Annotated in this window: 17 protein-coding genes; 12 read left to right on the top strand and 5 right to left on the bottom strand. The window is 63.0% G+C overall.

Annotated elements, in window-relative coordinates:
• Positions 1 to 19: 19 nt before the first annotated feature.
• The 3 genes from OKA05_RS11675 to OKA05_RS11665 all read right to left on the bottom strand — a co-directional run bounded on the left by OKA05_RS11675 (position 20) and on the right by OKA05_RS11665 (position 6,059).
• Entirely contained in the window at positions 20 to 3,460 is a 3,441-nt protein-coding gene (locus tag OKA05_RS11675) for a hypothetical protein (RefSeq protein ID WP_264487319.1), read from the bottom strand.
• Between the two features lie 270 nt (positions 3,461 to 3,730).
• A complete protein-coding gene (locus OKA05_RS11670) occupies positions 3,731 to 4,450 on the bottom strand; it encodes a hypothetical protein (RefSeq protein WP_264487318.1) in 720 nt (239 codons plus the stop codon).
• A gap of 49 nt (positions 4,451 to 4,499) precedes the next feature.
• On the bottom strand, positions 4,500 to 6,059 hold the full coding sequence (locus OKA05_RS11665; protein ID WP_264487317.1) for a S8 family peptidase: 1,560 nt from the start codon (positions 6,057 to 6,059) through the stop codon (positions 4,500 to 4,502).
• A gap of 201 nt (positions 6,060 to 6,260) precedes the next feature.
• Here OKA05_RS11665 and OKA05_RS11660 point away from each other — a divergent pair, with 201 nt between their 5' ends.
• The 6 genes from OKA05_RS11660 (at position 6,261) to OKA05_RS11635 (ending at position 11,931) form a co-directional block, all read left to right on the top strand.
• Positions 6,261 to 7,655 carry a PLP-dependent transferase gene (locus OKA05_RS11660; protein WP_264487316.1) on the top strand — a complete coding sequence of 465 codons (1,395 nt, stop codon included), beginning with the start codon at positions 6,261 to 6,263 and terminating at the stop codon, positions 7,653 to 7,655.
• Between the two features lie 191 nt (positions 7,656 to 7,846).
• Positions 7,847 to 8,071, top strand: coding sequence for a hypothetical protein (locus OKA05_RS11655; protein WP_035602756.1), 225 nt, complete (start codon positions 7,847 to 7,849; stop codon positions 8,069 to 8,071).
• Between the two features lie 75 nt (positions 8,072 to 8,146).
• Positions 8,147 to 8,917 carry an NIPSNAP family protein gene (locus OKA05_RS11650; RefSeq protein WP_264487315.1) on the top strand — a complete coding sequence of 257 codons (771 nt, stop codon included), beginning with the start codon at positions 8,147 to 8,149 and terminating at the stop codon, positions 8,915 to 8,917.
• Positions 8,918 to 8,984: 67 nt separating this feature from the next.
• Positions 8,985 to 9,956 carry a DHH family phosphoesterase gene (locus OKA05_RS11645; RefSeq protein ID WP_264487314.1) on the top strand — a complete coding sequence of 324 codons (972 nt, stop codon included), beginning with the start codon at positions 8,985 to 8,987 and terminating at the stop codon, positions 9,954 to 9,956.
• 16 nt (positions 9,957 to 9,972) lie between these two features.
• Positions 9,973 to 10,707 (top strand): tRNA pseudouridine(55) synthase TruB, encoded by a 735-nt coding sequence (truB, locus tag OKA05_RS11640; protein ID WP_264487313.1) that lies wholly within the window; start codon positions 9,973 to 9,975, stop codon positions 10,705 to 10,707.
• Positions 10,708 to 10,851: 144 nt separating this feature from the next.
• Positions 10,852 to 11,931, top strand: coding sequence for an alpha-hydroxy acid oxidase (locus OKA05_RS11635; protein ID WP_264487312.1), 1,080 nt, complete (start codon positions 10,852 to 10,854; stop codon positions 11,929 to 11,931).
• Between the two features lie 68 nt (positions 11,932 to 11,999).
• Here OKA05_RS11635 and OKA05_RS11630 read toward each other — a convergent pair whose 3' ends face one another.
• Positions 12,000 to 12,692 carry a Fe2+-dependent dioxygenase gene (locus tag OKA05_RS11630; protein ID WP_264487311.1) on the bottom strand — a complete coding sequence of 231 codons (693 nt, stop codon included), beginning with the start codon at positions 12,690 to 12,692 and terminating at the stop codon, positions 12,000 to 12,002.
• Positions 12,693 to 12,893: 201 nt separating this feature from the next.
• On the opposite strand from OKA05_RS11630, the gene OKA05_RS11625 reads away from it, so the two are divergent.
• The 6 genes from OKA05_RS11625 to OKA05_RS11600 all read left to right on the top strand — a co-directional run bounded on the left by OKA05_RS11625 (position 12,894) and on the right by OKA05_RS11600 (position 19,411).
• Positions 12,894 to 15,191, top strand: a complete 2,298-nt coding sequence (locus OKA05_RS11625; protein ID WP_264487310.1) for a TonB-dependent receptor — start codon at positions 12,894 to 12,896, stop codon at positions 15,189 to 15,191.
• A gap of 80 nt (positions 15,192 to 15,271) precedes the next feature.
• Complete coding sequence (locus tag OKA05_RS11620; protein ID WP_264487309.1) at positions 15,272 to 15,943, top strand: PepSY-associated TM helix domain-containing protein; 672 nt, start codon at positions 15,272 to 15,274, stop codon at positions 15,941 to 15,943.
• Between the two features lie 4 nt (positions 15,944 to 15,947).
• Positions 15,948 to 16,466, top strand: a complete 519-nt coding sequence (locus tag OKA05_RS11615) for a DUF2271 domain-containing protein (protein WP_264487308.1) — start codon at positions 15,948 to 15,950, stop codon at positions 16,464 to 16,466.
• Between the two features lie 19 nt (positions 16,467 to 16,485).
• On the top strand, positions 16,486 to 17,268 hold the full coding sequence (locus OKA05_RS11610; RefSeq protein WP_264487307.1) for a DUF4198 domain-containing protein: 783 nt from the start codon (positions 16,486 to 16,488) through the stop codon (positions 17,266 to 17,268).
• Positions 17,265 to 18,242, top strand: coding sequence for an FAD:protein FMN transferase (locus tag OKA05_RS11605; protein ID WP_264487306.1), 978 nt, complete (start codon positions 17,265 to 17,267; stop codon positions 18,240 to 18,242). Before OKA05_RS11610 ends, OKA05_RS11605 begins: the two co-directional genes overlap by 4 nt.
• 62 nt (positions 18,243 to 18,304) lie before the next feature.
• Positions 18,305 to 19,411: a PepSY-associated TM helix domain-containing protein gene (locus OKA05_RS11600; RefSeq protein WP_264487305.1), complete on the top strand. Its 1,107-nt coding sequence runs from the start codon at positions 18,305 to 18,307 to the stop codon at positions 19,409 to 19,411.
• A gap of 53 nt (positions 19,412 to 19,464) precedes the next feature.
• Here the strand turns inward: OKA05_RS11600 and OKA05_RS11595 are convergent, their stop codons facing one another.
• Entirely contained in the window at positions 19,465 to 20,916 is a 1,452-nt protein-coding gene (locus OKA05_RS11595; RefSeq protein ID WP_264487304.1) for a DUF1501 domain-containing protein, read from the bottom strand.

The raw sequence follows: 20,916 nt of genomic DNA, 5'->3' as shown, positions 1-20,916 counted from the left end.
GGCGATTCCACATCGCGCTTCACACTTCATCCGGGTGAAGCCAGCGGAATGCAACCACGGAAAAGCGCCGGCCGAAGGTCTTGTTCGCCTCGGTGGTGGCGGCCACTTCCGGTTTGTCGGTGCCGTCCACATATTCCGGGAAGCGCTGCACGGTGGCCTCGCACCAGGCACGGGCTAGGACCTTGTCTTCCTTGTCGCGGGCATCGCCAAAGGCGCGGATCTTGAACGTATCCGAGCGCACGGTGGCGAAGGAACCGATGGCGGACAGCACGTCGCCCTGGGAGATTTCGCCCGGAGCTCCGGCACCGGTGTTGGTGCCATTCACGGCGGCGGGGTTCTTCCAGCCGAAGGAGGCCACGTCAGCGGTGGTGATGGTGGTCGCATTGGCTTCCATGATCTCGTTGAACTGGCAGCGGTCGATCGCCGCCTGGAGCGCACCCTTCTGGGCGAGTTCACCGCTGTCCAAGCGACGGTTGACGAAGTCGGACATCGAGAGGAAGGGACCGCGCTCGCGCACCTCCACCACGATCTGCTCGGCGAGCAGGTCGATCTCGCCGGGCGTGAGCTTGCGATAGCTGTTCCAGAGCTGGTTCTTGAGTTCGCGGCCTTCCTTAAGGCCACCGACGGGCCGCCGCATGCGCAGCATGGGGACATCGTCACCGGTCGCTTCCAGCGAGCCCGCGGCGATCGGGATCGAGGAATTGGAAAGGGCGCTCAGCACCGAGATCCAAGCCGACTTGGAAACGCTGTTCACGTTGAAGCCACCCTTGGTCATAACGTAGGCACCGGTCCTGGTACCCTTTTGCTCGGGGACGAGGATCGACGACGCCGCGCTCTCGGCGGTGTTGCCGGCCGTGAGATAGGGTTGATTGCGCGGGTTCGGCAGGTTGCGGGTGCCACCGAAGAACTCGCTCGCCAGCGCGGTCTGGGCGATCGCATCGCTGCCGGTGTAGCCGGTGCCTTGAAGCGAGGCGAGGGTGGAGAACCAGTAGCGGTCCCACAGGGCATCATTGGCCAGCCAAGAGTGGTCGAGCATCACGCGGCTGGTATCCGGCTGGAATTTCACCGCGTTGACCGGAATCGCCGGGTGGGCGCGGGATTCGCCGACGGAGTAGGTGAAGTAGGGCGCGCTGCCGAGGCTGGCGGCATTCGCATGGCGCATTTGCGCGATCGACTGCAGCGGGGCCTGGGGGATCTCGTAGAAGGTAGCACTGGTCGAGCCGCGGTTGGCACCGTGGCCGCCAAAGAAATAGCCCTTCAAGCCTTCCGACTCAATGCCGCCGCTGCCGTTGCGCACGGGGGTCAGCACGAACTCCAGCGGGCTGGAACCTTGGCTGGCTGCGGTGGTGAAATCGCAGGTCGCCATCTGGAAGGTGATCCCGGTGTCGGCAACCGGTCGCGAACGGGTAAAAGAATCCTTGGTGGTCTTTCCGCTCAGGCTGAAGATCGCGAACGGCTTGGCATTCACGTAGCGGCTGATCGTCTGGCCGTTGGATTCGTAGAGGGATTGCGCCGTGCGGTTGCCTTCGACCCCCGGCTTGGGGAAGGTCTCCGGGAACTGCCGGCGATCTTGGAATCGAGGTGAAGTCCCTTCTTCGAGGATTGCCTTGAGGCGAGCCTCGTCCTTGAAGAAGACCTGCGTGGTGGAGTAGTTGTTGGTCGAGTTCCCAGGAGTCAGCCGTAGGGTCACCGCAAACTTGTTGTTAGGCGTGCTGGCCTGGCTCTTCGGTCCGTACTGCACGCTGACGCTTTCGGTCGGTTTGACGGGGATGATGCCTTCACTGGTGCGGGACGTGAGCCACGGCTGGCGGTTGGTCGCTGCCAGCCAGTCGAGATCGTAGCCGATGCCATCATTCGGTCCGGTGATCATGCCGGGCATGATGCGGTTGCCTTGGGCTGTCTTGTCGTTCCGCCAGTCGAACATCATGGTGCCGTCCGCTCCGGTTCCGGCGGACTCGTTGTTCCAAGTCCAGGTCGGCGGGAATGGCTTGCCGAAGATCCGGGTTTCGCCGGCTCCCATCACGACCTCGCGGTTGGCGTTCAGGTCGCCGGTGAGCACCAGCTTGAAAATCTTCTTGGTCTGGCCGTTCTCCTTGTTGACATAGAGCTGGTTGAATGCCTGAGGACCGCCGGTGGCCGGTTGGCCGTTCACGAAGAACTGGAAGCCCATCGGAAGGTCTTCAAACTCGACCTCGAGCTGGGTGAAGCGAAGCGGAACATTGTAGGGATTGTGCAGCGTGATGACCGGCAGATACATCATGTGCAGCATCTGGGGGTAGCCCGCAGCCCGGAGGCCTTCGGCGCGACCGCCGTGAACGTCACGGACGACCAAGCTGAAGACGATGTCCACCTTGGCGATGGTGGGCATGATGATCGACTCGGTCAGCGTGGCCATGTTCGGCTCGTAGCGATTGTCGCGGAGGGTGCGGTCGGAGATCGTGTTCAGGCGATAGCGGCTGCCGACGTAGTTCTTCAGGCCATCCTTCGGGTTGTCATTGGCGGCGGTCCGCTGATAGAGCCGGTAGTGGTGGTGGTAGATGCCCCACAGCGGATCGGAGGTCGAACCACCGAAGGCGCTGGTGGTGCCCGAGTAGAGTCGGCGGCTGGCGAACTCGGTCGGCAGGGTGGGGCTGTCGAAAAGTACGCTCAGGTCCGTCTTCAAGCCGCCGTTCGCGACGTCGGCCTGCACCGAATTCGAGGTGACGCTAAAATCGTGGAAGTATTTGCCGAAAGTCGTCTTGTCGGCCGACATCAGGTTCACTTCATCCGTGCTGACCAGCTTCGGCAGGGTCTCGGTGAGCATCTTGTCGTCGGCGGCCAAGGTTTCCAAGCCGGCGAACTTGCCGGCCTTGTTGCGTGGCGAGGAGCCGAGGCGGGTGATGTTCTTGCCGAGGGTGTTGGTGGAAGTGTCCTTGTCGGGAAGCAGGTCGATGCGGCCTTTGACGCCCTCATCGAGCGCGACCCAGGCCACCGAGCCGGAGTCGGGGGTGCCTTTTTTGCCAACGCTGACAATCGGAGCCCGCACCTGGCGATCCGTGGAGTTCATTCCAAGGCTGCCTTCGCCAACCAGGAGTTCCGAGGGCGAGCCGGTGCCGGGCATCGTGGCTGGATCGACAGTCGCTGGAAAAGTAGGGGCCGACATCACGTAGCCGGCGAAGCGGTTCGTCTTCTCCGCCTCATAGTCGGCTGTGCCGTCGGTCGGCGGACGCCAGGATTTCCAAACGCCGGCGACTCCTTGGGGATGGCTCGTATTGACCAGATTCGCCGGTGCGGAGATCCGTTGATCGGGGCCGGCGGTCTTCTGCAATTGGCCGATCGCCAGCATCAGCGCGAGCCGTGCATTGCCTTTGGCAGCCCACATGGCGTCCGAGTGAGCCGAGGCGCGCAGCGAAATCGTGGACAGCGAAAGGAGCCCCACGGCCAAGACCGTAAGCAGCACCATCAGCGACAGCGAGATCACCAAAGCGAAGCCTCGAGGCTGCTGGAAACGGCGCCCTAAATAGCGACGAGCACGGAAATGCTTTTTTCCGTCAAAAGAAGTGGGTTTCATGACGTTTGTAGGAAAAGAATTACGCTTGGCTCGGGATTTGTAAATACAAAACCTGAAACCTACCCCAATGGGGGAGCGGGAACTTGGGTTTCCGCACAAGCCAAAATGTCGTGGGAGACGACAACCATGACAAAAAAGTTCAAGTCCGCCACGTAAGGAACAGGTTTCCTTGTAAACTACCTACCAGCGGCCAACCACCGCAGCCGGGACGACGGCGGTGGTTTCCGCGCGCCGAACTTCCTTTTTCCCAATGTTGGCGGCGGGCACGATGGCCTCGAGGCAGGGGGATGTGAGGCCCGGCGATGCCACCAGCGAGGTCGTCGGAACCCGGAGTGTGCCTTGGCCGCGCTTGCCACCCCACGGGTCCAGATAGACGAAGCTGAAGCTACTTTCCCCGCGACCCAATTTCCGGGTGACGGCGGTGACGGTGACGAAGTGGCCCTGTAGCGCGATCCACTTACCATCGCGCAGCACGAAGCGGCGCAGGCTGAGGAGGGGGGGGATGCCTTTCGACAGGGATTCCTCAAGGCGTTGGTGAGTGCGGCGGAGCAGGGCTTCCCGCTTTTCGCCCCGGCGCAGGAAAAGGTCGTCTTGGGAAACCGCCGGCAGGTAGAGCGGCTTGGTCATCTCATTGGTCGCGGCAACGAGGTCCTCGACATTGATGCCGGCGCTGGTCCAGCGCTTGCGGCCTCTCAAGGTCTCCGACGGCAGCAGACCGTGGCGCCGAATCCATTGGCCGAGCTGCTCGCGGTCCGTGGTGCCCGGCAGCGAGGAAGCGGCGCGCTGCCAAGCGTCATTTCCGCAGCGGAAGGATGACAGCAGCGCGGACGGTCCGCAGGCATTGCCGGAGATCGAGAGCTGGTTGACCGGGGCGGCGTCCGCCTTGGGGGCTTCCCGCATTTCCGCTGCATGGCAACGGCAGCAAGCAATCAGGGCGAGGAGGGCGACCTCAATTCGTCGTCGGCGGAACGTAAACATCGGACCGCTTGTTGTTAGAGGGTTTCAGGTCGCTGGTGCTACTCGAAACGCCCGAAACAATCGTCGCGCCGCCATTCGCGATGCTCAGCGGCAGGGTGAAGCTCGCAATTTTGCCGGCCGGGAGGGTGGTGATGTTGTAGGTCGTGGTGGAACCGTTCACTGTCACTTGGACGGGGGCATTGATCAAGGTGGCGGTGCCGCGGTTCTCCACCACCACTTGCAACACTGGCTGGCCGTTCGCGCCGATGCTGATGTAGTTCGAAGCGATCGCTGCGTCGGTGATGCCGCCTTCGCCGGAGCGGAAAACCCGGCCGAGGTCGACGGTGCCGGCTCCGTAGTAGTCGTCATCGCCGGGGGCTCCGGATTCGTTGAGGTTGTCGGTGACCATGCTGTAGGCCTTCGAGGCCGTGATGCGGGTGCCGCCGGAGGACATGGTGGCCGCCAGCACGCCGACGCCGACCGGGGCGCTCGCCGAGGTGCCGGTGAAGTAGATGCTTTGACCGCCGGTCCACGCGGTCACGAGGTCCAGGCCTGGCGCACTCATGGCGAGGGTGCCGGTGTTAGAGAAATTCAGGTGATTGCCGGCGGCATCGACGGCGCCGACTCCCACCACGCCCGGGTAGGCGGCAGGGTAGGCGACCTGGTCGTAGCCTTCGTTTCCAGCGGACGCGTAGATCATCACGCCCTCTTTCTGGGCGAGTTCTACGGCTTGGCGGAGCAGGGCGGAGTTGCCGTAGGAACCCATCGAAATGTTGATGATGTGCACCCCGGAGTCGACCGCGGCGAGGATGCCCTGGGCGAGCAGGAAGCTGTTGGAGGTGCCGTCGTCATTGGCCACCCGCCACGAGAGCAACTCCGAGGAGGGGGCGATCTGCCGGATCAAATCCGCCACCGCCGTGCCGTGGCCGTTCCACGCGGAGGCGTCGGCGGGGGGCTCGACGAGGAAAAAGTTCTTCGCGCCCGCCAAGGTGGACCCGGTGTCGAGGATGCCGACCTTGACCCCGGTGCCATAGGCGGAATTGTCGCCATTGATGCCCAGCCACGCGAGCAACTGGTTGCCGAAGCCGAGGGCTCCTTCCTGCACTCCTTCCGTCTTCGGGGTCGGCAGGGTGACGGGGAAGATGTAGCCGGACTCCTCGCTGCCATCGAGCAATGCCGTCAGGTCGGCCAAGGAAAGGAAGCCGACGTGGAGGGCGTTCAATTTGTCGATCGAGCCGAGAATCGCGATGCCCTTGCCTTGGGCCGCGGCGAGGAACCGCGCCATGGCCTCACGGCTGGAAAAGACCAGCGACCGCTGATTTTGCAATGCCCCGGCCTGGGCGGCGTCCTGGTCGCGCTGCCAGCCCTCGGAGCGCTTGGCGGTTTTAGCCTCCTTCGGGGGCGGGTCGTAAAGTTTCGGCTTCGGGGCCTTGGCTGCCACCACCTGATTGGGGGCCTCCTCAGGGATGGCGGATCGGGTGAACCACCAGCCGGCAGCCCCCCCGACCACGATCACCGCGGCCAAAATCGCCGATTGCCCGCCTTTTCTCATGCCTCCCGGTAACCCCGAATGGTCGCGACGGGTAGCGCGAAATTTTAAGATTGTCCGGGGCATGGCTAGAATTCCGGGAATCCGGCTTGCCCAACCGCCCCACCTCCCGGCAAGCAGGGGGCGCGCATGCGTGATTTGTCGGCTCAGCCTGCCTGGCAGGAAGTGGATCTGGGAATGCCTCTCCCGGATTCACCCCATGCCGTGTCCGTATGCCTGCCGACATGGAAATCCGTGATCGGCTACGAGGAGGGCCGGGACAAGGTGGTCCGCCGGATGCGCATGGGCTATCCGCGCTTTTTCCGGCACCCCCTGGTGAAGCGACTTGCCGCGATGGCGGCGGAGGAAATCGCCGAGGAAGGCGAGGAGGCGTTCGTATTCCCCAACAAGGTCGCTGCCCAGCGGGCCCAACGGTGGATCGAGCGCCGCACCGAAATGGCGGTCCGCTCGGAAAGCTTCCACGGGATGCACGTGCTGGCGGTTCCCGCAAAGGCGCGGCAAGCGGCGGTCGATTACCAGCGCTTCACCGGCGAGCTGGTCAGCAGCCGCCAAGCGGAGGATTTCCTGGAAGGCAAGGTCCGCCAAGGGGACAAGGCCCATCTGCTCCAGCGCCGGCTGGGCAAGCTGCTCGCGGTCGCCCCGGACCACGTCTACATTTTCAACAGCGGGATGGCGGCGATTACCGCCGTCCTGCGTTCGCTGCCCGGCGTCAAGGAGGGCAAGAAGACCCTCCAGATCGAGTTTCCCTACGTCGATGCGCTGAAAGTGCAGGAGCAGTTCGGAAACGGCGTCGTCTTCCTGAACCAGGCGGTCGGCGAATCCTTTGACGAAGCGCTCCGCCGGATCCGCCAAGGCGAGTTTGCCGGCGTCTTCACCGAGTGCCCTAGCAATCCGCTGCTTCGCACCATCGATGTGCCGCGGGTGGCGGCGGCTTGTGCCGAGGGCGGTGTGCCTTTCATCATTGATGACTCCTCCGTCGGGCCGTCGAATGTGGCGGCGCTGCGCCATGCCGACGTGGTCACCACCAGCCTGACGAAGTGGCTGTCCGGCACCGGCGACGTGATGGCCGGGATGGCCGCGATCCGCCCGGACTCCGATCACGCGGGCATCTTGCTCGCCGCCCTGGCCGAGGAAAGCGCGCGCAGCAGCCCGCTCTATATCGGCGACGCCGAGGTGCTGCTCTCCAATCTGAAGGGCTTCCCGTCCCGCATGGCCGCGCACAATGCCAACGGCCTGGCGATTGCCGGGATGCTGGCTAAGCACCCGGCGGTCGCGGAAGTGTGGCATCCCTCGCTGACGACGCGGGAGGATTACGACAAGATTCGCGCACCGCACGGCGGATACGGGCCGCTGCTGTCCTTCGTCCTGAAGAATCCAAAGAAGGCCCCGAAGGTTTTCGACGCCCTGAAAGTTTCCAAGGGGCCAAGCTTCGGCACGCCTTTCACCTTGGCGTGCCCTTATACGATGCTGGCCCATTACACCGAGCTGGAGTGGGCAGAGGCCTGCGGCGTGCCGGCCCATCTGATCCGGGTTTCCTGCGGCGCGGAGGAGACCGCCGTCCTGCTGGCTCATTTTGAAGCCGCTTTGGCTCAGGCCTAAGCCCGAATTACTGGATTTCCGAAGGTTTTTCGGTCACTTGATTTGTCAAAAAGTGCGCTAAGGTGTTACCTTAGTAAATCTCCTTGCCTACCTCAGGTAAACCCCTTGAATCGGCGTCATTCGTGTCGGGAAATGCAGCTTCTGCTAAGGAAGTGGCCTTTCTTGAACCCCAGCCCAAGACACCGAAACGCATGAAAAGGAAGCCCAAGCTCGCCCTGCGAGTGAACCAGGAAAACCCAAATCATCACCTTTGGAACAATCGCGGCGTCTGGTGGTGTCACCTGACCGTTCACAAACCGGACGCGACCGCCGAGCGCCTCCGCTTCTCTCTCAAAACCCGCGATGTCGATCAGGCCCGTGAGCGCCGCGACCGCATTTTCCGCCAGATCGCGGAGCATTACGAAATCGCCGCTTGAGCGATTTCTGCCGGTCTAACCGCCGGTGACTGAAGACGGGGTTGTCAGGCCGATCACGGCGGGCAACCCTTTTTCATGCTCAGGTCCCTCGTTCTCGGTCTCCTTGCCGTCGTTTCCTCCCTTGCCATGGCTGAAGAAAAGCCCCGCGATGCCCGGCTCTTCGAGTTCCGCACCTATCATGCCGAGCCGGGCAAGCTGGATGCGCTGCTGACCCGCTTCCGCGACCATACCTGCAAGCTCTTCGAGAAGCACGGGATGACCAACGTCGGCTACTGGGTGCCGGTCGAGAACAAGGACAACCTGCTCATCTACCTGATGGCCTATCCCGATCGCGCCGCCCGCGATGCGTCTTGGAAAGGCTTCCTCGCCGATGAGGATTGGAAGAAAGCCGCCGCCGCCTCCGAGGTGAACGGCAAGCTCGTTGGAAAGATCGACGAACTCTATCTGACGAACACCGACTTTTCGCGGGGCTTTCCGACGAGTGTCGCGGGCGGGGCGGACCGCTTGTTCGAGCTGCGGACCTATACGGCCACCGCAGGGAAGCTGCCTAACCTTCACAAGCGCTTCAGCGAGCACACCCTCGAATTGTTCAAGAAGCATGGCATGACCAACGGCGGCTACTTCAAGCTCACCGCCGGCCAGCCCGCCGCGGACGACACCTTGGTCTATTTCCTCGCCCACAAGGACGCCGCCGCCGCGGAAAAATCGTGGACGAGCTTCCGCGCCGATCCGGTCTGGGTCGCCGCGAAGAAGGCCTCCGAGGAGGCTGCCGGGGGATCGCTCACGGTGCCCGATGGCGTGAAGTCGGTCTTCCTCAAGCCGGTGGACTTCTCGCCGGTCAAGTAACCCGTCGCCTTTGTCCTTGCGTGCGAGGGGCTCATCGGGAGAATCCCGCCCCCTTCCGCGGGACACCATGAACGCGAGCTATCAGGACATCGGCGAAGTTTTCGCGAAGCACGACTCATTCGTGATCCTCAGCCATGTGCGGCCGGATGGCGATGCCATCGGCTCGCAGCTTGCGCTCGGGCTGGCGCTCGAGGCCGCGGGAAAGAAGGTCCGCCTGATCAATGAGGATGGGCTCCCCGACAACCTCGTGTTCCTTGCCGAATCGCAGCGGATCGAGCTGCCGCCGGCGGAACCGCTCGACGTGGAAGTCGCCATCGCGCTCGACACCGCGACCAAGCCGCGGCTCGGCGACAATGCGCTGCATGCCGCGTCGAAGGCGAAGCTGTGGGTCAACATCGACCACCACAAGTCGAACCCGGCCTACGGCGATGTGAACCACATCGACTCCAGCAGCCCGGCCACCGGCCAGATCCTTTACAAGCTGATCACCGCGCTGAACCTACCGCTGCCGGACGCGTCGCGTGATGCGATCTACGTGGCGGTCTCGACCGACACCGGCTCCTTCCAGTATCCCTCGACGACCGAGGAGACCTACCTGATGGCGGCGGATCTGATCCACCGCGGGCTCGATGTCGGCCGCATCAACTCGCTCACCTACGATCACAGCCCGTATCGCCGCGTCGAGCTGATGCGCGCGCTGCTCAACACGCTGGAACTCACCGGCGACGGCCGGGTGGCTCACTGGGATCTCACGATGGAGACCAGCGAGAGGATCGGCCTGAAGCCCGAGGACAGCGAGGGGATGATCGACATCATCCGCGGTATCGACGGCGTGATCGTGGCGCTCTTCTTCGAAGAACTGCCGGACGGCAAGATCCGCGTGTCGATGCGTTCCAAGGACGCGCGCGTGGATGCCTGCCAGGTGTGCATGGAATTCGGCGGTGGCGGCCACTCGCTGGCTGCCGGCATCCGGATGGCGGGACCGATTTCCGCGGCGAAAGAACGCGTGCTCGAAGCCGTGAAGCGCGCATTGCCCTGACTGACTGAACTTTTATATGAATCGACCGAATCCCGGCCCGATGGTGCCCAGCGGCGTGCTGCTGGTGGACAAGGCTCCCGACATGACCTCGCATGACGTGGTCGCCATTGCCCGCCGTTCGCTGGGCACGAAGAAGATTGGCCACTGCGGCACCCTCGATCCGATGGCCACCGGGCTGTTGATGCTGGTGATCGAACGCGCCACCAAGATCCAGGACCTCCTGATGAGCGAGGACAAGGAGTATGAGGGAACCCTCACGCTCGGCAAGGTGACCTCCACGCAGGACCGCCAGGGCGACGTGCTCGTGGAAAAGGAAGTGGCGAATTTTAGCGCGGAGCAGATCGATGCGGCCTTCGGTGAATTCACCGGTGCCTTCGAGCAGATCCCGCCGATGGTCTCCGCGATCAAGAAGGACGGCGTGCCGCTCTACAAGCTGGCCCGCAAGGGTCAGGAAGTGGAACGAGCGCCGCGGCCGGTGACCGTGTCGAAGTACGAGATCCGTCGTATCGAGCTGCCGGAAGTGGATTTCGTGGTGAACTGCTCGAAGGGCTTCTACGTGCGGACGTATGCGCACGACATCGGTGCCAAGCTCGGCTGCGGTGCGCACCTCAGTGCCCTGCGCCGGAGCCGTTCTGGACGCTTCACATTGGATCGTGCGATCACGGTCGATCAGCTCAAGACGATGCCGCGTGAGGAGCTGTGGAAGACTTTGGTGAGTCTCGCGGAGATCTCGCTGATGCGCGGTGCTTAAGTTTTTGCGTAGGCGCATTCGTGAGAATGCGGAAACACGGGAGAGGCCGTCTTTGCCCGTGGCTTCCGCGGTTTCACCGCCGCGCCTACAGGAAGCTGGATCGGAGTCGCCACGGCGAAGGTGAGTCGTTAGGATCGCCCCGCCATGCCGCTCCCGCCGCTTTCCTCGATCCCACCGGAGGTCGTCTCACTCGATGACTACGAGGCGCTCGCTCGTGAGCGCGTGGAGGAAAGCGCCTGGGCTTATCTTTCGGGGGGCGCTGCGGATGAGCTGACCTTGCGGGAGAATCGCGCGGCCTTCGAGCGGCTGAAACTGTCGCCGCGGATCCTGCGCGACCTGGCCGGTGCGAATACGCGGCTGGAGCTGTTTGGCCGGAGCTATGCTCACCCGGTTTTCATCGCTCCGACGGCCTTTCACCGGCTATTTCATCCGGACGGTGAGCGCGCGACCGTGCTCGGGGCCTCGGTGATGGAAGCCTGTCTCACCGTGAGCACGTCGGCAGGCATCCCGCTCGAAGACATCTCGAAGGCGGCCACGGTTCCTCCGTGGTTCCAGCTTTATGTGCAGGCCGACCGCGGGTTCACGGCGGAGCTGGTGAAGCGCGTCGAAGCCGGCGGCTATGCCGCGCTGGTGGTGACGGCAGATGCGCCGCTGAGCGGTCTGCGCAATCGCGAGCAGCGCGCCGGCTTTCGATTGCCGCCGGGCATCGAGGCGGTGAATTTGCGCGGGATGAAGTCATTGCCGCTTGCCGAGGGGGTATTCGGCACGCCGTTGTTAGAAACTGCTCCGACTTGGAAGGACCTCGCGTGGCTGAGGTCGCTGACGTCGTTGCCGGTGATCTTGAAGGGCGTGCTTGATCCGGAGGATGCGCGCATCGCCGTGGCTGAAGGGTTCTCGGGCATCGTGGTTTCGAATCACGGTGGGCGTACGCTCGATACGGTGCCGGCGGCGATCGAAGTGCTTCCGAAGATCGCGGAGGCGGTGGCTTGGCAACTACCGATTTTGTTAGACAGTGGAATCCGACGCGGGACCGACATCCTGAAAGCTCTCGCGCTAGGTGCGTCCGCGGTGATGGTCGGCCGTCCCGTTCTGCACGGCCTCGCCGTGGCTGGTGCGACCGGCGTGGCTCATGTGCTGAAGATCTTGAGGACGGAGTTGGAGATCGCGATGGCTCTAACAGGGCGGGCGACGTTGTCGTCGATCGATCGATCGGTGGTCTATTGAGGGCACGGAATTTAGTCGGCCGAAGGGACCATTCGGGCGGAATGAATTCCGCGTTCCCAGTTTGACCATCACATCTCGGCCCACTGGCGGATCAGGTTGTGATATACGCCGGTGAGTTGGACGGCCGATTGGCCGGCTGCCTCGTGATCGGGGAGGGAGGAAGAGATGCGCTGGATGGCGATGTCGAGGTCGAAGAGGATGGAGCGCTGCTCATCGGAGCGGATCATGCTCTGCACCCAGAAGAACGAGCACAACCGGGTGCCGCGGGTCACGGGCGTCACGCGGTGCAGGCTGGTGGATGGATAGACCACCATGTGGCCGGCGGGCAGCTTCACGCTCTTGGAGCCGTAGGTGTCCTCGATGATCAGTTCGCCGCCATCGTATTCCTCCGGGCCGGCAAAAAACAGCGTGCACGAGAGATCGGTGCGGATGCGCTGCGAGATGCCGGGAATCTGGCGGATGGAACCATCGACGTGGGTGCCAAAGGTCTGGCCGCCCGAGTAGCGGTTGAACATCGGCGGAAGGAAGTGCAGCGGCAACGCCGCCGATTGGAAGAGGGGATTTGTCGCAAGGGCTCGCAGGATCGCGTCGCCGACCTCGCGCGCCACCGGGTGGGTGGCGGGGATCTGCATGTTGTCCTTGGTTTTCGCGGCCTGATGGCCAGCGGTCGCCTTGCCATCTTCCCAATCGGCCTCCTCCAGCAAACGGCGGTAATCGGCGGTTTGCGCAGGGTTCAGAACGTCGGGGATGCAAAGGATCATGGACTTCTCTCGTCCGGGGCGGGGGTATCGGGTCAAGGTCATTTCCCGGAATTCCCGGTCAATCGCCCTCGATTAGCGGTAAATTGCCAATTCTGAGGGCAGGGGATTTTTCGTTTTGACAGTTTCGAGTAATTGAGACGCATTCGCAACAGCTTCTCGCGATGCTTCCCTGAATCCTGACTCGCGCGCACTGATTTCCGCATGAACCACCACGATACCAGCCTGCGTTCCTCCCGTCTTCCGGAGGGATTTGTCTTCACCGGCACTCTGTTTGCCCTTGGTCAACTCGCTGCCCAAACCCCGGCCACTACTGCTGAGAAGAAGGAGGAGCCGAAGACCGAGAACCTGGGGGAAATGGTCGTTCAGGCAGACCTTGAGAAGAGCCTCTACAAGCCGGAACGCCTCCAGTCGCCGAAGGTGACCCAACCGCTTCGCGACGTGGCCCAGACCGTGACGGTCATTCCGGCCGAGGTCATGAAGGAGCAGGCTGCCTCCAATCTCCGCGACGTGCTGCGGAATGTCCCCGGCATCAGCATGCAGGCCGGTGAAGGCGGCGGCGGTCCGGCCGGCGATAACCTTGCGATCCGCGGCTTCGCGGCGCGCTCCGATATCTTCGTCGATGGCATGCGCGACACCTCCAGCGGTGGTTATTCCCGCGACCCGTTCAACTTCGAGCAGGTGGAAGTGACCAAGGGCCCCTCGTCGGCCAGCACCGGCCGCGGTTCCACCGGCGGCTCGATCAACATCGTCACCAAGACCCCGCACCTCGATAATTCCTACGGCGGCACGCTCAGCGGCGGCACCGACAATTACATGCGCGGCACCTTCGACCTGAACCAGGAATTCGCCGGCTGTGGTGCCTTCCGCCTCAATGGTGTCTACCACGACCAAGATATCCCGGGCCGCGACGGCGTGGAGAACGAGCGCTGGGGCATTGCTCCGTCGATCTCGTGGGGTCTCGGCACGGACACGCGTTTCACGCTGTCCTACATGCACCTCGATCAGGAAAACACGCCGGATTACGGCATTCCGTGGGTTCCTCGCACGAGCGTGAATCCAGCCCTTCCGCCGGGAATTCCGCCGGTCGATTTCGAGCGCTGGTATGGGAATCCGGTTCGCGACTATGAGAAGGTTCAGACCGATCTGATCACCGGTATCTTCGAGCACGACTTCAACGACAAGCTGAAGCTGCGCAGCACGCTGCGCTACGGCCGCAATGATCGTGACTCGATCTATACCGCGCCGCGCTTCGTCAATGGTACCTTCCCCACCACCACGCTCAACCAGCAGCTCCAGTCCCGCGAGCAAATCGACGACGCGCTCTTCAGCCAGACCGACATCCGCTACGACTTCAACACCGGTAGCGTGGAGCACAACATGGTGGGTGGCATGGAGATCGGTCGCGAGACGTCCCGCCTTTATGGCCGCGGCAACTTCGTGCCCGGCAGCATGACTGCAGCTCCGACGCCGCAGATCGACCTGATCACCGGTGAGGTGCTCGTCCCGTTCACCGGTATCATCCGCCGCAACGGTGCCATCACCGATACCGTCTCGGACACCCTGGCGTTCTATCTCTTCGACACCGCCACGATCAACGAGCATTGGGAGATCACCGGCGGGGTTCGTTGGGATAGCTACGATGTGGACTACTACGGCCGTGGTGCCGACACCGCGACCACCACCGGCGTGGCGACCCCGCTCCAGCGCGACGACTCGATGTTCAGCTATCGCGGTGCCATCACCTACAAGCCGTGCGAGGAAGGCAGCATCTATCTCGCCTACGGCACATCGTTCAACCCCGGGACGGAGAATCTCACCTACATCGCCGCGCCGACCTATGGGGTCAATCCTGCGGATCCAACCGGTCCGCTCATCCCAACCAACAACAGCATCAACCTCTTCAATGTGGATCCGGAAGAGAACGAGACCATCGAGCTGGGTGCAAAGTGGGAGTTCTTCGATGAAAAGCTGCTGCTGACCGGTGCCATCTTCCGCACTGAGAAGACCAATGCCCGCACCACCGACCCAACCGATGCAACAGTCGTGGCGTTGACTGGCGAGCAGGTGGTCGAAGGCTTCGAACTCGGCTTCACCGGCAGCATCACCGAGAACTGGCGTGTGATGGGCGGCTACACCTACCTTTCCAGCGAGGTGAAGGCGTCGGGCGTTCCCCTGGAGGTTGGCAGCGAGATCAGTAACACGCCGGAGAATTCCTTTAGCCTGTGGACCGTCTATGACCTGCCGAAGGGCTTCTCGGTGGGCATTGGCACCCAGTATGTGGACAGCCGCTTCAACAACAACAACGTGGCGACTCGCCAGGAGGCGCCCGACTTCACCGTCGTGAACGCGATGGCCAGCTACGCGATGAACGAGAACGTCACCTTCCAGCTCAACGTGGATAACCTCTTCGAAGAAGATTACATCGACCGAGTCGGTGGTGGTCACTTCGTCCCGGGCCAAGGGCGCTCGGCAATCGTCAGCGCCACCTTGAACTTCTAACCGCTTCCCTTTCATAGGTTGCTGCAAAGGGACGGGAAGTGCGCCAGGGCGTACTTCCCGTCCCGATTTTCCACGCTACGATGCCTGTTTCCGCTCCAGCCGAGGAACCCGCCGCCGTTGCCCGGCCTGAAGCCGAGGCGAAGAAGCGGAAGGCATTTTGGACGAAGCAATTCTACCTGTGGCACTGGGTCAGCAGTGCGGTTTGTCTGGCGGCGATGCTGTTGTTTGCCTTCACCGGCATCACGCTCAATCACGCCAAGGACATCCCCGCGAAGCCGCAGGTCACCGAGCGCAAGCTGGCCCTGCCCGCCGATCTAACAAAATCGCTGGCGTCCAACGGCGAGGCCGACATCGAGGCGCCGCTGCCCGCCGAACTCGCGGCATGGCTGGCCAAGGAACTGCGCACGACCGTCAAAGGGAAGACGGCGGAGTGGTCGGAGTTTGAGATTTACCTTAGCCTGCCGCGCCCGGGTGGCGATGCGTGGCTGACCATCGATCGCGAGAGCGGGGAGGTGACCTACGAACTCACCAAGCGCGGTGCCATATCCTATCTCAACGATCTCCACAAAGGGCGCAACACCGGCACGGCCTGGTCGTGGTTCCTGGACGTCTTCTCGGTTGCTTGCGTCGTCTTCTGCCTTACTGGTCTGGCGCTGTTGTGGGTGCACGCTAGGCGCCGGCCCAAGACGTGGCCGGTCGTTATCGCCGGGATCCTGTTGCCGGTCGTCATTATCGTTTTCTTCGTCCACTGACCTCATGAAAAAAGCATTCCTGCTCCTGACGCCAGGGCTCGCGACCGCGGGTGCCGGCGAGATCCAGCTCACCATTGAAATCCCGCGGCTCGAAGTCGCCGAGTATCACCGACCTTACGTCGCGGCCTGGATTGAGAAGCCTGACAAGTCCCACGCCGCCAACCTCGTTGTCTGGTACGACACCGAGATGAAGAACGCGGAAGGGGAGAAGTGGCTCAAGGACATCCGCCAGTGGTGGCGCAAGAGCGGCCGCTCGCTGAAGATGCCAGTCGATGGTGTGAGCAGCCCGACCCGCCCGGTGGGTGCGCACACCGTTTCCATTCCTGAGAAAGTCGTGACGCTGCCGCCGCTTGCGGAAGGCGAATACTCGCTCGTCGTCGAAGCGTCCCGCGAGGTTGGCGGGCGCGAGATGGTCAGGGTGCCCTTCAAGTGGGATGGCAAGTCGGCGGTGGATGCTTCCAGTGCCGGCAAGGTCGAACTCGGGAAGGTCGCCATCAAGATCGAAACCAAAGCTTCCAACTGAATTCCATTCCATCATGAACATGAAACCGCTGCTGGCGCTTGCCGCCCTCGTAACGCTCTCCAGTCCGGCGCTCGCGCATCGCTTCTGGATCCTGCCGTCATCCACCGTTCTTTCCGGCGAAGAGCCGTGGGTCACCTTCGACGCCGCGGTGTCGAACAACCTGTTCTTCGCCGATCACGTCGCGCCGCCGCTGGAAGCCTTCAAGGCGATCGGTCCCGATGGCCAGCCGGCCGAACTGCAGAACGGTGCGAAGGGCAAGTACCGCACGGTCTTCGACCTCGCGCTGACCAAGGAAGGCACCTACAAGGTGGCGACCGTGCGCGAGATGACCCTGGCGTCGTGGAAGGAAGGCGAGGAAACCAAGAACTTCCGCGGCAGTGCCGCAGAATTTAAAGCCGCTGCCCTCGATGGCAAGCCGGAGCTCAAGGTGACGGAGAGCTACTCGCGCGTGGAGACCTTTGTCACCCGCGGCGAGCCGACCACCGATGCCCTCAAGCCGAGCGGCAAGGGTCTAGAAATCGTCTTCGGCCAGACGCATCCGAATGATCTCTTCGCCGGAGAGAAGGCCACCTTCGTTCTTCACCTGAATGGCAAGCCCGCGGCAGGCGTGAAGGTCAGCGTGATCAAGGGCGACGATCGCTATCGCAGCGAGGCTGGCGAAATCACCGCCACAACCAATGACAAGGGTGAGTTCGAAGTCACGTGGCCGGATGCCGGTCGCTTCTGGCTGAATGCCGCCGTGGTGGGCGATGGCGGTGCTCGCTCGGTCTATACGGCCGTCTTCGAGGTCTTGCCCGAGTGACCGATTCTTCCCAAGCGTCGCGACGGGTGCTGATCCCGCGCGACCTTCCCGCTGACGCACTCCGCGGGGCCGGCAGCGGCTTTCCGGTGTGCACACTGGCGGGAAAGACGATGGGCACTTACTGGAGTGCCTGCCTGCAACTTCCGCGCGGTCTCAACCTCGAATGGGTGGAGGCCGCGTTGACTTCTTCCTTCGGGCTCGTCATCCGCCAGATGAGCCATTGGGACGAGGCTTCGGAGCTTTGCCGTTTCAACCGCGCGGAAGCGGGCACATGGCATGAGTTGTCGCCGGAGTTCTTCCTGGTTCTTTCGCGTGCGGTCGAGATTGCCCGGGCGTCCGACGGTCTGTTAGATCCTACGCTTGGCGAGATCGTCGATCTTCATGGTTTCGGTCCGTCGGGTTCGAGTCATCCCGAGCAGGTTCCCTCAGCTCGCGAGCGAGCCGGGTGGCGAAAGCTCAAGCTGGATTTGAAGGGCCGTGCCCTTCAGCCGGGTGGCTTGCGACTCGACTTGTCGTCGATTGCGAAAGGCTACGCGGTGGATCTCGCCGCGGAGCGTCTCTCGACGCTGGGAGTGGAGCATTTCCTCATCGAGATCGGCGGTGAACTCCGTGGCCATGGTTGTAAGCCCGATGGCGAACCGTGGTGGGTTTCGCTCGCGCGATCTTCGGACGATCTGCCTGAGACGGTCGCCGCTCTTTGTGGTCTCTCGGTGGCTACTTCGGGGGATGCGTTTCGCCGTCATTTGATCGACCCCCGCACCGCGTTGTCCTCGGACGGTGCGTTGGCGGCGGTCAGTGTCTTCGCCAAGCAGTGCATGGATGCCGACGCTTGGGCGACCGCGCTTTTCATCGCCGGTCCCGAGGAGGGAATGAAGCTCGCGGAGCAGCAGGGCCTGTCGGCGCTCTTCACGCTGCGGGCTGGTGAGGGCCATTCGGAGTGTTGGTCTGCGGCGCTGGCTGCGATGCTGGAGTAGCGCGCTGTCCACAATCGCGATTGTCAGCGGCGGTCACATCGGGCACATGCGCTGCGTCCGCCATGTTCCAGCGAATCAGAAAACTCGTCTTTTGGGCCCACCTCGTTGCCGGGGTCTCGGCCGGGTTGCTCATCCTGATGATGGCGAGCACCGGGGTGCTGCTTTCGTTTGAGCGGCAGATCACCGAAGCGACGGATGGCTTCAAGCTCGAGCCAGCCACCAAGCCCGCTAACCCTGAAGGACTCGTTTCCCTTCGCCAGTCTGACTTGAAGGGGGCTACCGGGCTCATGGTTTTCTCCGATGCCACCCAGCCCGCGGCGTTTCAATTCGGCAAGGAGAAGACTCTCTTCGTTCATCCCGAGACCGGGGTGGTGTTAGGCGAGGGAGCGAAGAAGACGCGAGCGTTCTTCCAATTCGTGACGGGCCTCCACCGCTGGCTGGCGATGAAGAGCGATTCGCAGGAGCTCGGCAAGAACATCACCTCGGCCGCGGCGCTGGTGTTCTTTTTCCTGATCCTGAGCGGGCTCGTCATCTGGATTCCCAAGCGCTGGACGAGGCAGGGGGTCAAGGTCATTGCCACCTTTCAGCGGCAACTCAAGGGGCGCGCACGGGATTGGAACTGGCACAACGTCCTCGGCATTTGGTTCGCGCTTCCCTTGCTGGTCATCACGTCCACCGGTCTGGTGATTGGCTACCCGTGGGCGAACAATCTGGTCTTCCGCCTTGCCGGGGAGAATCCGCCCCCGCCCAAGGGGAAGGGCGCGCCGCCGGGTGGTATGGCTTCCGCGGCGATTTCCACAACGGGTTGGAATGCGGCGTTTGCGACAGTGCAGGGGCGGAGCCCGGGGTGGCAGTCGATCCAGTTTCAGTTCCCGCAGGGTGGCGGGAAGGAAGGCGTGTTCCAGGTGTTCCATAGCCACCGCGGTCGGCCTGACTTGCGCCAGGTGGTGACGGTCGATCTTGCGAGTGGCGAGGTGCGGAAGGTGGAACGATTTGAAGACCAGAGTGCCGGGCGACGCTGGCGGACTTGGATCCGGTGGATTCACACGGGCGAGGCCGGTGGTTGGGCGGGGCAGTTGTTGGCCGGGCTTTCGGCGGTCGCGGCGATTACGCTGGTGTGGACGGGGTTGGCGTTGGCTTGGCGGCGTTGGAGGAGGTCGCGGGGTTGAAGGGGGGAGCGAAAGGGGCGCTGCCAGTGGGGCCGACCGATGCGGGGCGGCTGTTAGGCTAGGATGTCCTTCACGACCTTCGCGGGTTCGACGCCGGTGAGTTTTTGGTCGAGGCCTTGGAACTTGTAGGTGAGTCGCTCGTGGCTGAGTCCTAGCTGGTGCAGCATGGTCGCGTGCAGGTCGCGGATGTGGACCGGGTTCTTGACGATGTTGTAGCTCATCTCGTCGGTCTCGCCATAAACTTGCCCGCCCTTGATGCCGCCGCCGGCCATCCAGAGCGAGAAGCAGCGCGGGTGATGGTCGCGGCCGTAGTTGGTTTCGCTGAGTCCGCCCTGGCAGTAGATGGTGCGGCCGAATTCGCCGCCGAATACGACGAGCGTGTCGTCCAGCATGCCGCGCTGCTTGAGATCCTGGATCAGGCCGTAGATGCCTTGGTCGACGTCCTTGCACTGCGAGGTGAGGTCGCGCGGCAGGTCGCCGTGCTGGTCCCAGCCGCGGTGGAAGATCTGCACGAAGCGGGTGCCGCGTTCTAACAAACGCCGCGCCATCAGTGCCGAGGCGGCGAAGGTGCCGCCGACCTTGCTGTCCTTGCCGTAGAGTTCGAGCACGTGCTCGGGCTCGCCGGCCATGTCGGCCAATTCCGGCACCGAAGCCTGCATGCGGAAGGCCATTTCATACTGCTGGATGCGAGTCTGGATCTCCGGGTCGCCGACGGTCTCGTAGGACTGCTGGTTCATCGCATTGAGGCCGTCGAGCATCTTGCGGCGCAGATCGCGGGAGATGCCGGGGGCATCTTGCAGGTAGAGGACGGGATCGCCCTTCGAACGCAATGCGACGCCGGCGTGCTTGCCCGGCAGGTAGCCGGAGCCCCACAGGCGTGCGGAGATCGCCTGGACGTTCGCATACGGCGAGCTGTGGGTGGCGTGCAGCACCACGAAGGTCGGCAGGTCCTCGTTCATGGTGCCGAGGCCGTAGGACAGCCATGAGCCGATGGAGGCTTTGCCGGACTGCATCGAGCCGGTGTAGACGAGCTGGTTCGCGGGCTCGTGGTTGATCGCCTCGGTATGCATCGACTTGATGATGCAAATGTCGTCCGCCATCTTCGCGGTCCATGGCAGCAGCTCGCTGATCCATGCGCCGGACTGGCCGTGCTGGGCGAACTTGAAAATCGTCGGCGCGAGCGGGAAGGCTGCTTGCCCCGAGGTCATGCCGGTGAGGCGCTGGCCCTCTTTGGCGAGCCAGTCCTTGAGGTCTTCCTTGAAGCGCTTCTTGAGATCCGGCTTGTAGTCGAAGAGGTCGAGCTGCGAGGGCGCGCCAATGAGCGAGATGTAGATCGCGCGCTTGGCCTTCGGGGCAATGTGGGGCATCGCCTCCTGCATCACTTCGGGAAAGGCGCGTCCGCTTCCTAACAGCGAGGACAGGGCCGCCACGCCGAGACCGGTGCCGTTTTTCCGGAAGAACTGGCGACGCGTGATGGCGTCGTTGTAGTCGGTGATCGAGTTCAT

It is taken from the genome of Luteolibacter arcticus (assembly GCF_025950235.1).
Classification (GTDB): Bacteria; Verrucomicrobiota; Verrucomicrobiia; order Verrucomicrobiales; family Akkermansiaceae; genus Haloferula; species Haloferula arctica.
Note: the sequence above shows the minus strand (reverse complement) of the source record. Positions and strands in the feature narration are given on the sequence as shown.

Coding starts and splice junctions, on each gene's coding strand:
- OKA05_RS11670 (WP_264487318.1), bottom strand. CDS start 4,450: ATGCGGGAAGCCCCCAAGGCGGACGCCGCCCCGGTCAACCAGCTCTCG.
- OKA05_RS11665 (WP_264487317.1), bottom strand. CDS start 6,059: ATGAGAAAAGGCGGGCAATCGGCGATTTTGGCCGCGGTGATCGTGGTC.
- OKA05_RS11655 (WP_035602756.1), top strand. CDS start 7,847: ATGAAAAGGAAGCCCAAGCTCGCCCTGCGAGTGAACCAGGAAAACCCA.
- OKA05_RS11650 (WP_264487315.1), top strand. CDS start 8,147: ATGCTCAGGTCCCTCGTTCTCGGTCTCCTTGCCGTCGTTTCCTCCCTT.
- OKA05_RS11645 (WP_264487314.1), top strand. CDS start 8,985: ATGAACGCGAGCTATCAGGACATCGGCGAAGTTTTCGCGAAGCACGAC.
- truB (WP_264487313.1), top strand. CDS start 9,973: ATGAATCGACCGAATCCCGGCCCGATGGTGCCCAGCGGCGTGCTGCTG.
- OKA05_RS11635 (WP_264487312.1), top strand. CDS start 10,852: ATGCCGCTCCCGCCGCTTTCCTCGATCCCACCGGAGGTCGTCTCACTC.
- OKA05_RS11630 (WP_264487311.1), bottom strand. CDS start 12,692: ATGATCCTTTGCATCCCCGACGTTCTGAACCCTGCGCAAACCGCCGAT.
- OKA05_RS11625 (WP_264487310.1), top strand. CDS start 12,894: ATGAACCACCACGATACCAGCCTGCGTTCCTCCCGTCTTCCGGAGGGA.
- OKA05_RS11620 (WP_264487309.1), top strand. CDS start 15,272: ATGCCTGTTTCCGCTCCAGCCGAGGAACCCGCCGCCGTTGCCCGGCCT.
- OKA05_RS11615 (WP_264487308.1), top strand. CDS start 15,948: ATGAAAAAAGCATTCCTGCTCCTGACGCCAGGGCTCGCGACCGCGGGT.
- OKA05_RS11610 (WP_264487307.1), top strand. CDS start 16,486: ATGAAACCGCTGCTGGCGCTTGCCGCCCTCGTAACGCTCTCCAGTCCG.
- OKA05_RS11600 (WP_264487305.1), top strand. CDS start 18,305: ATGTTCCAGCGAATCAGAAAACTCGTCTTTTGGGCCCACCTCGTTGCC.
- OKA05_RS11595 (WP_264487304.1), bottom strand. CDS start 20,916: ATGAACTCGATCACCGACTACAACGACGCCATCACGCGTCGCCAGTTC.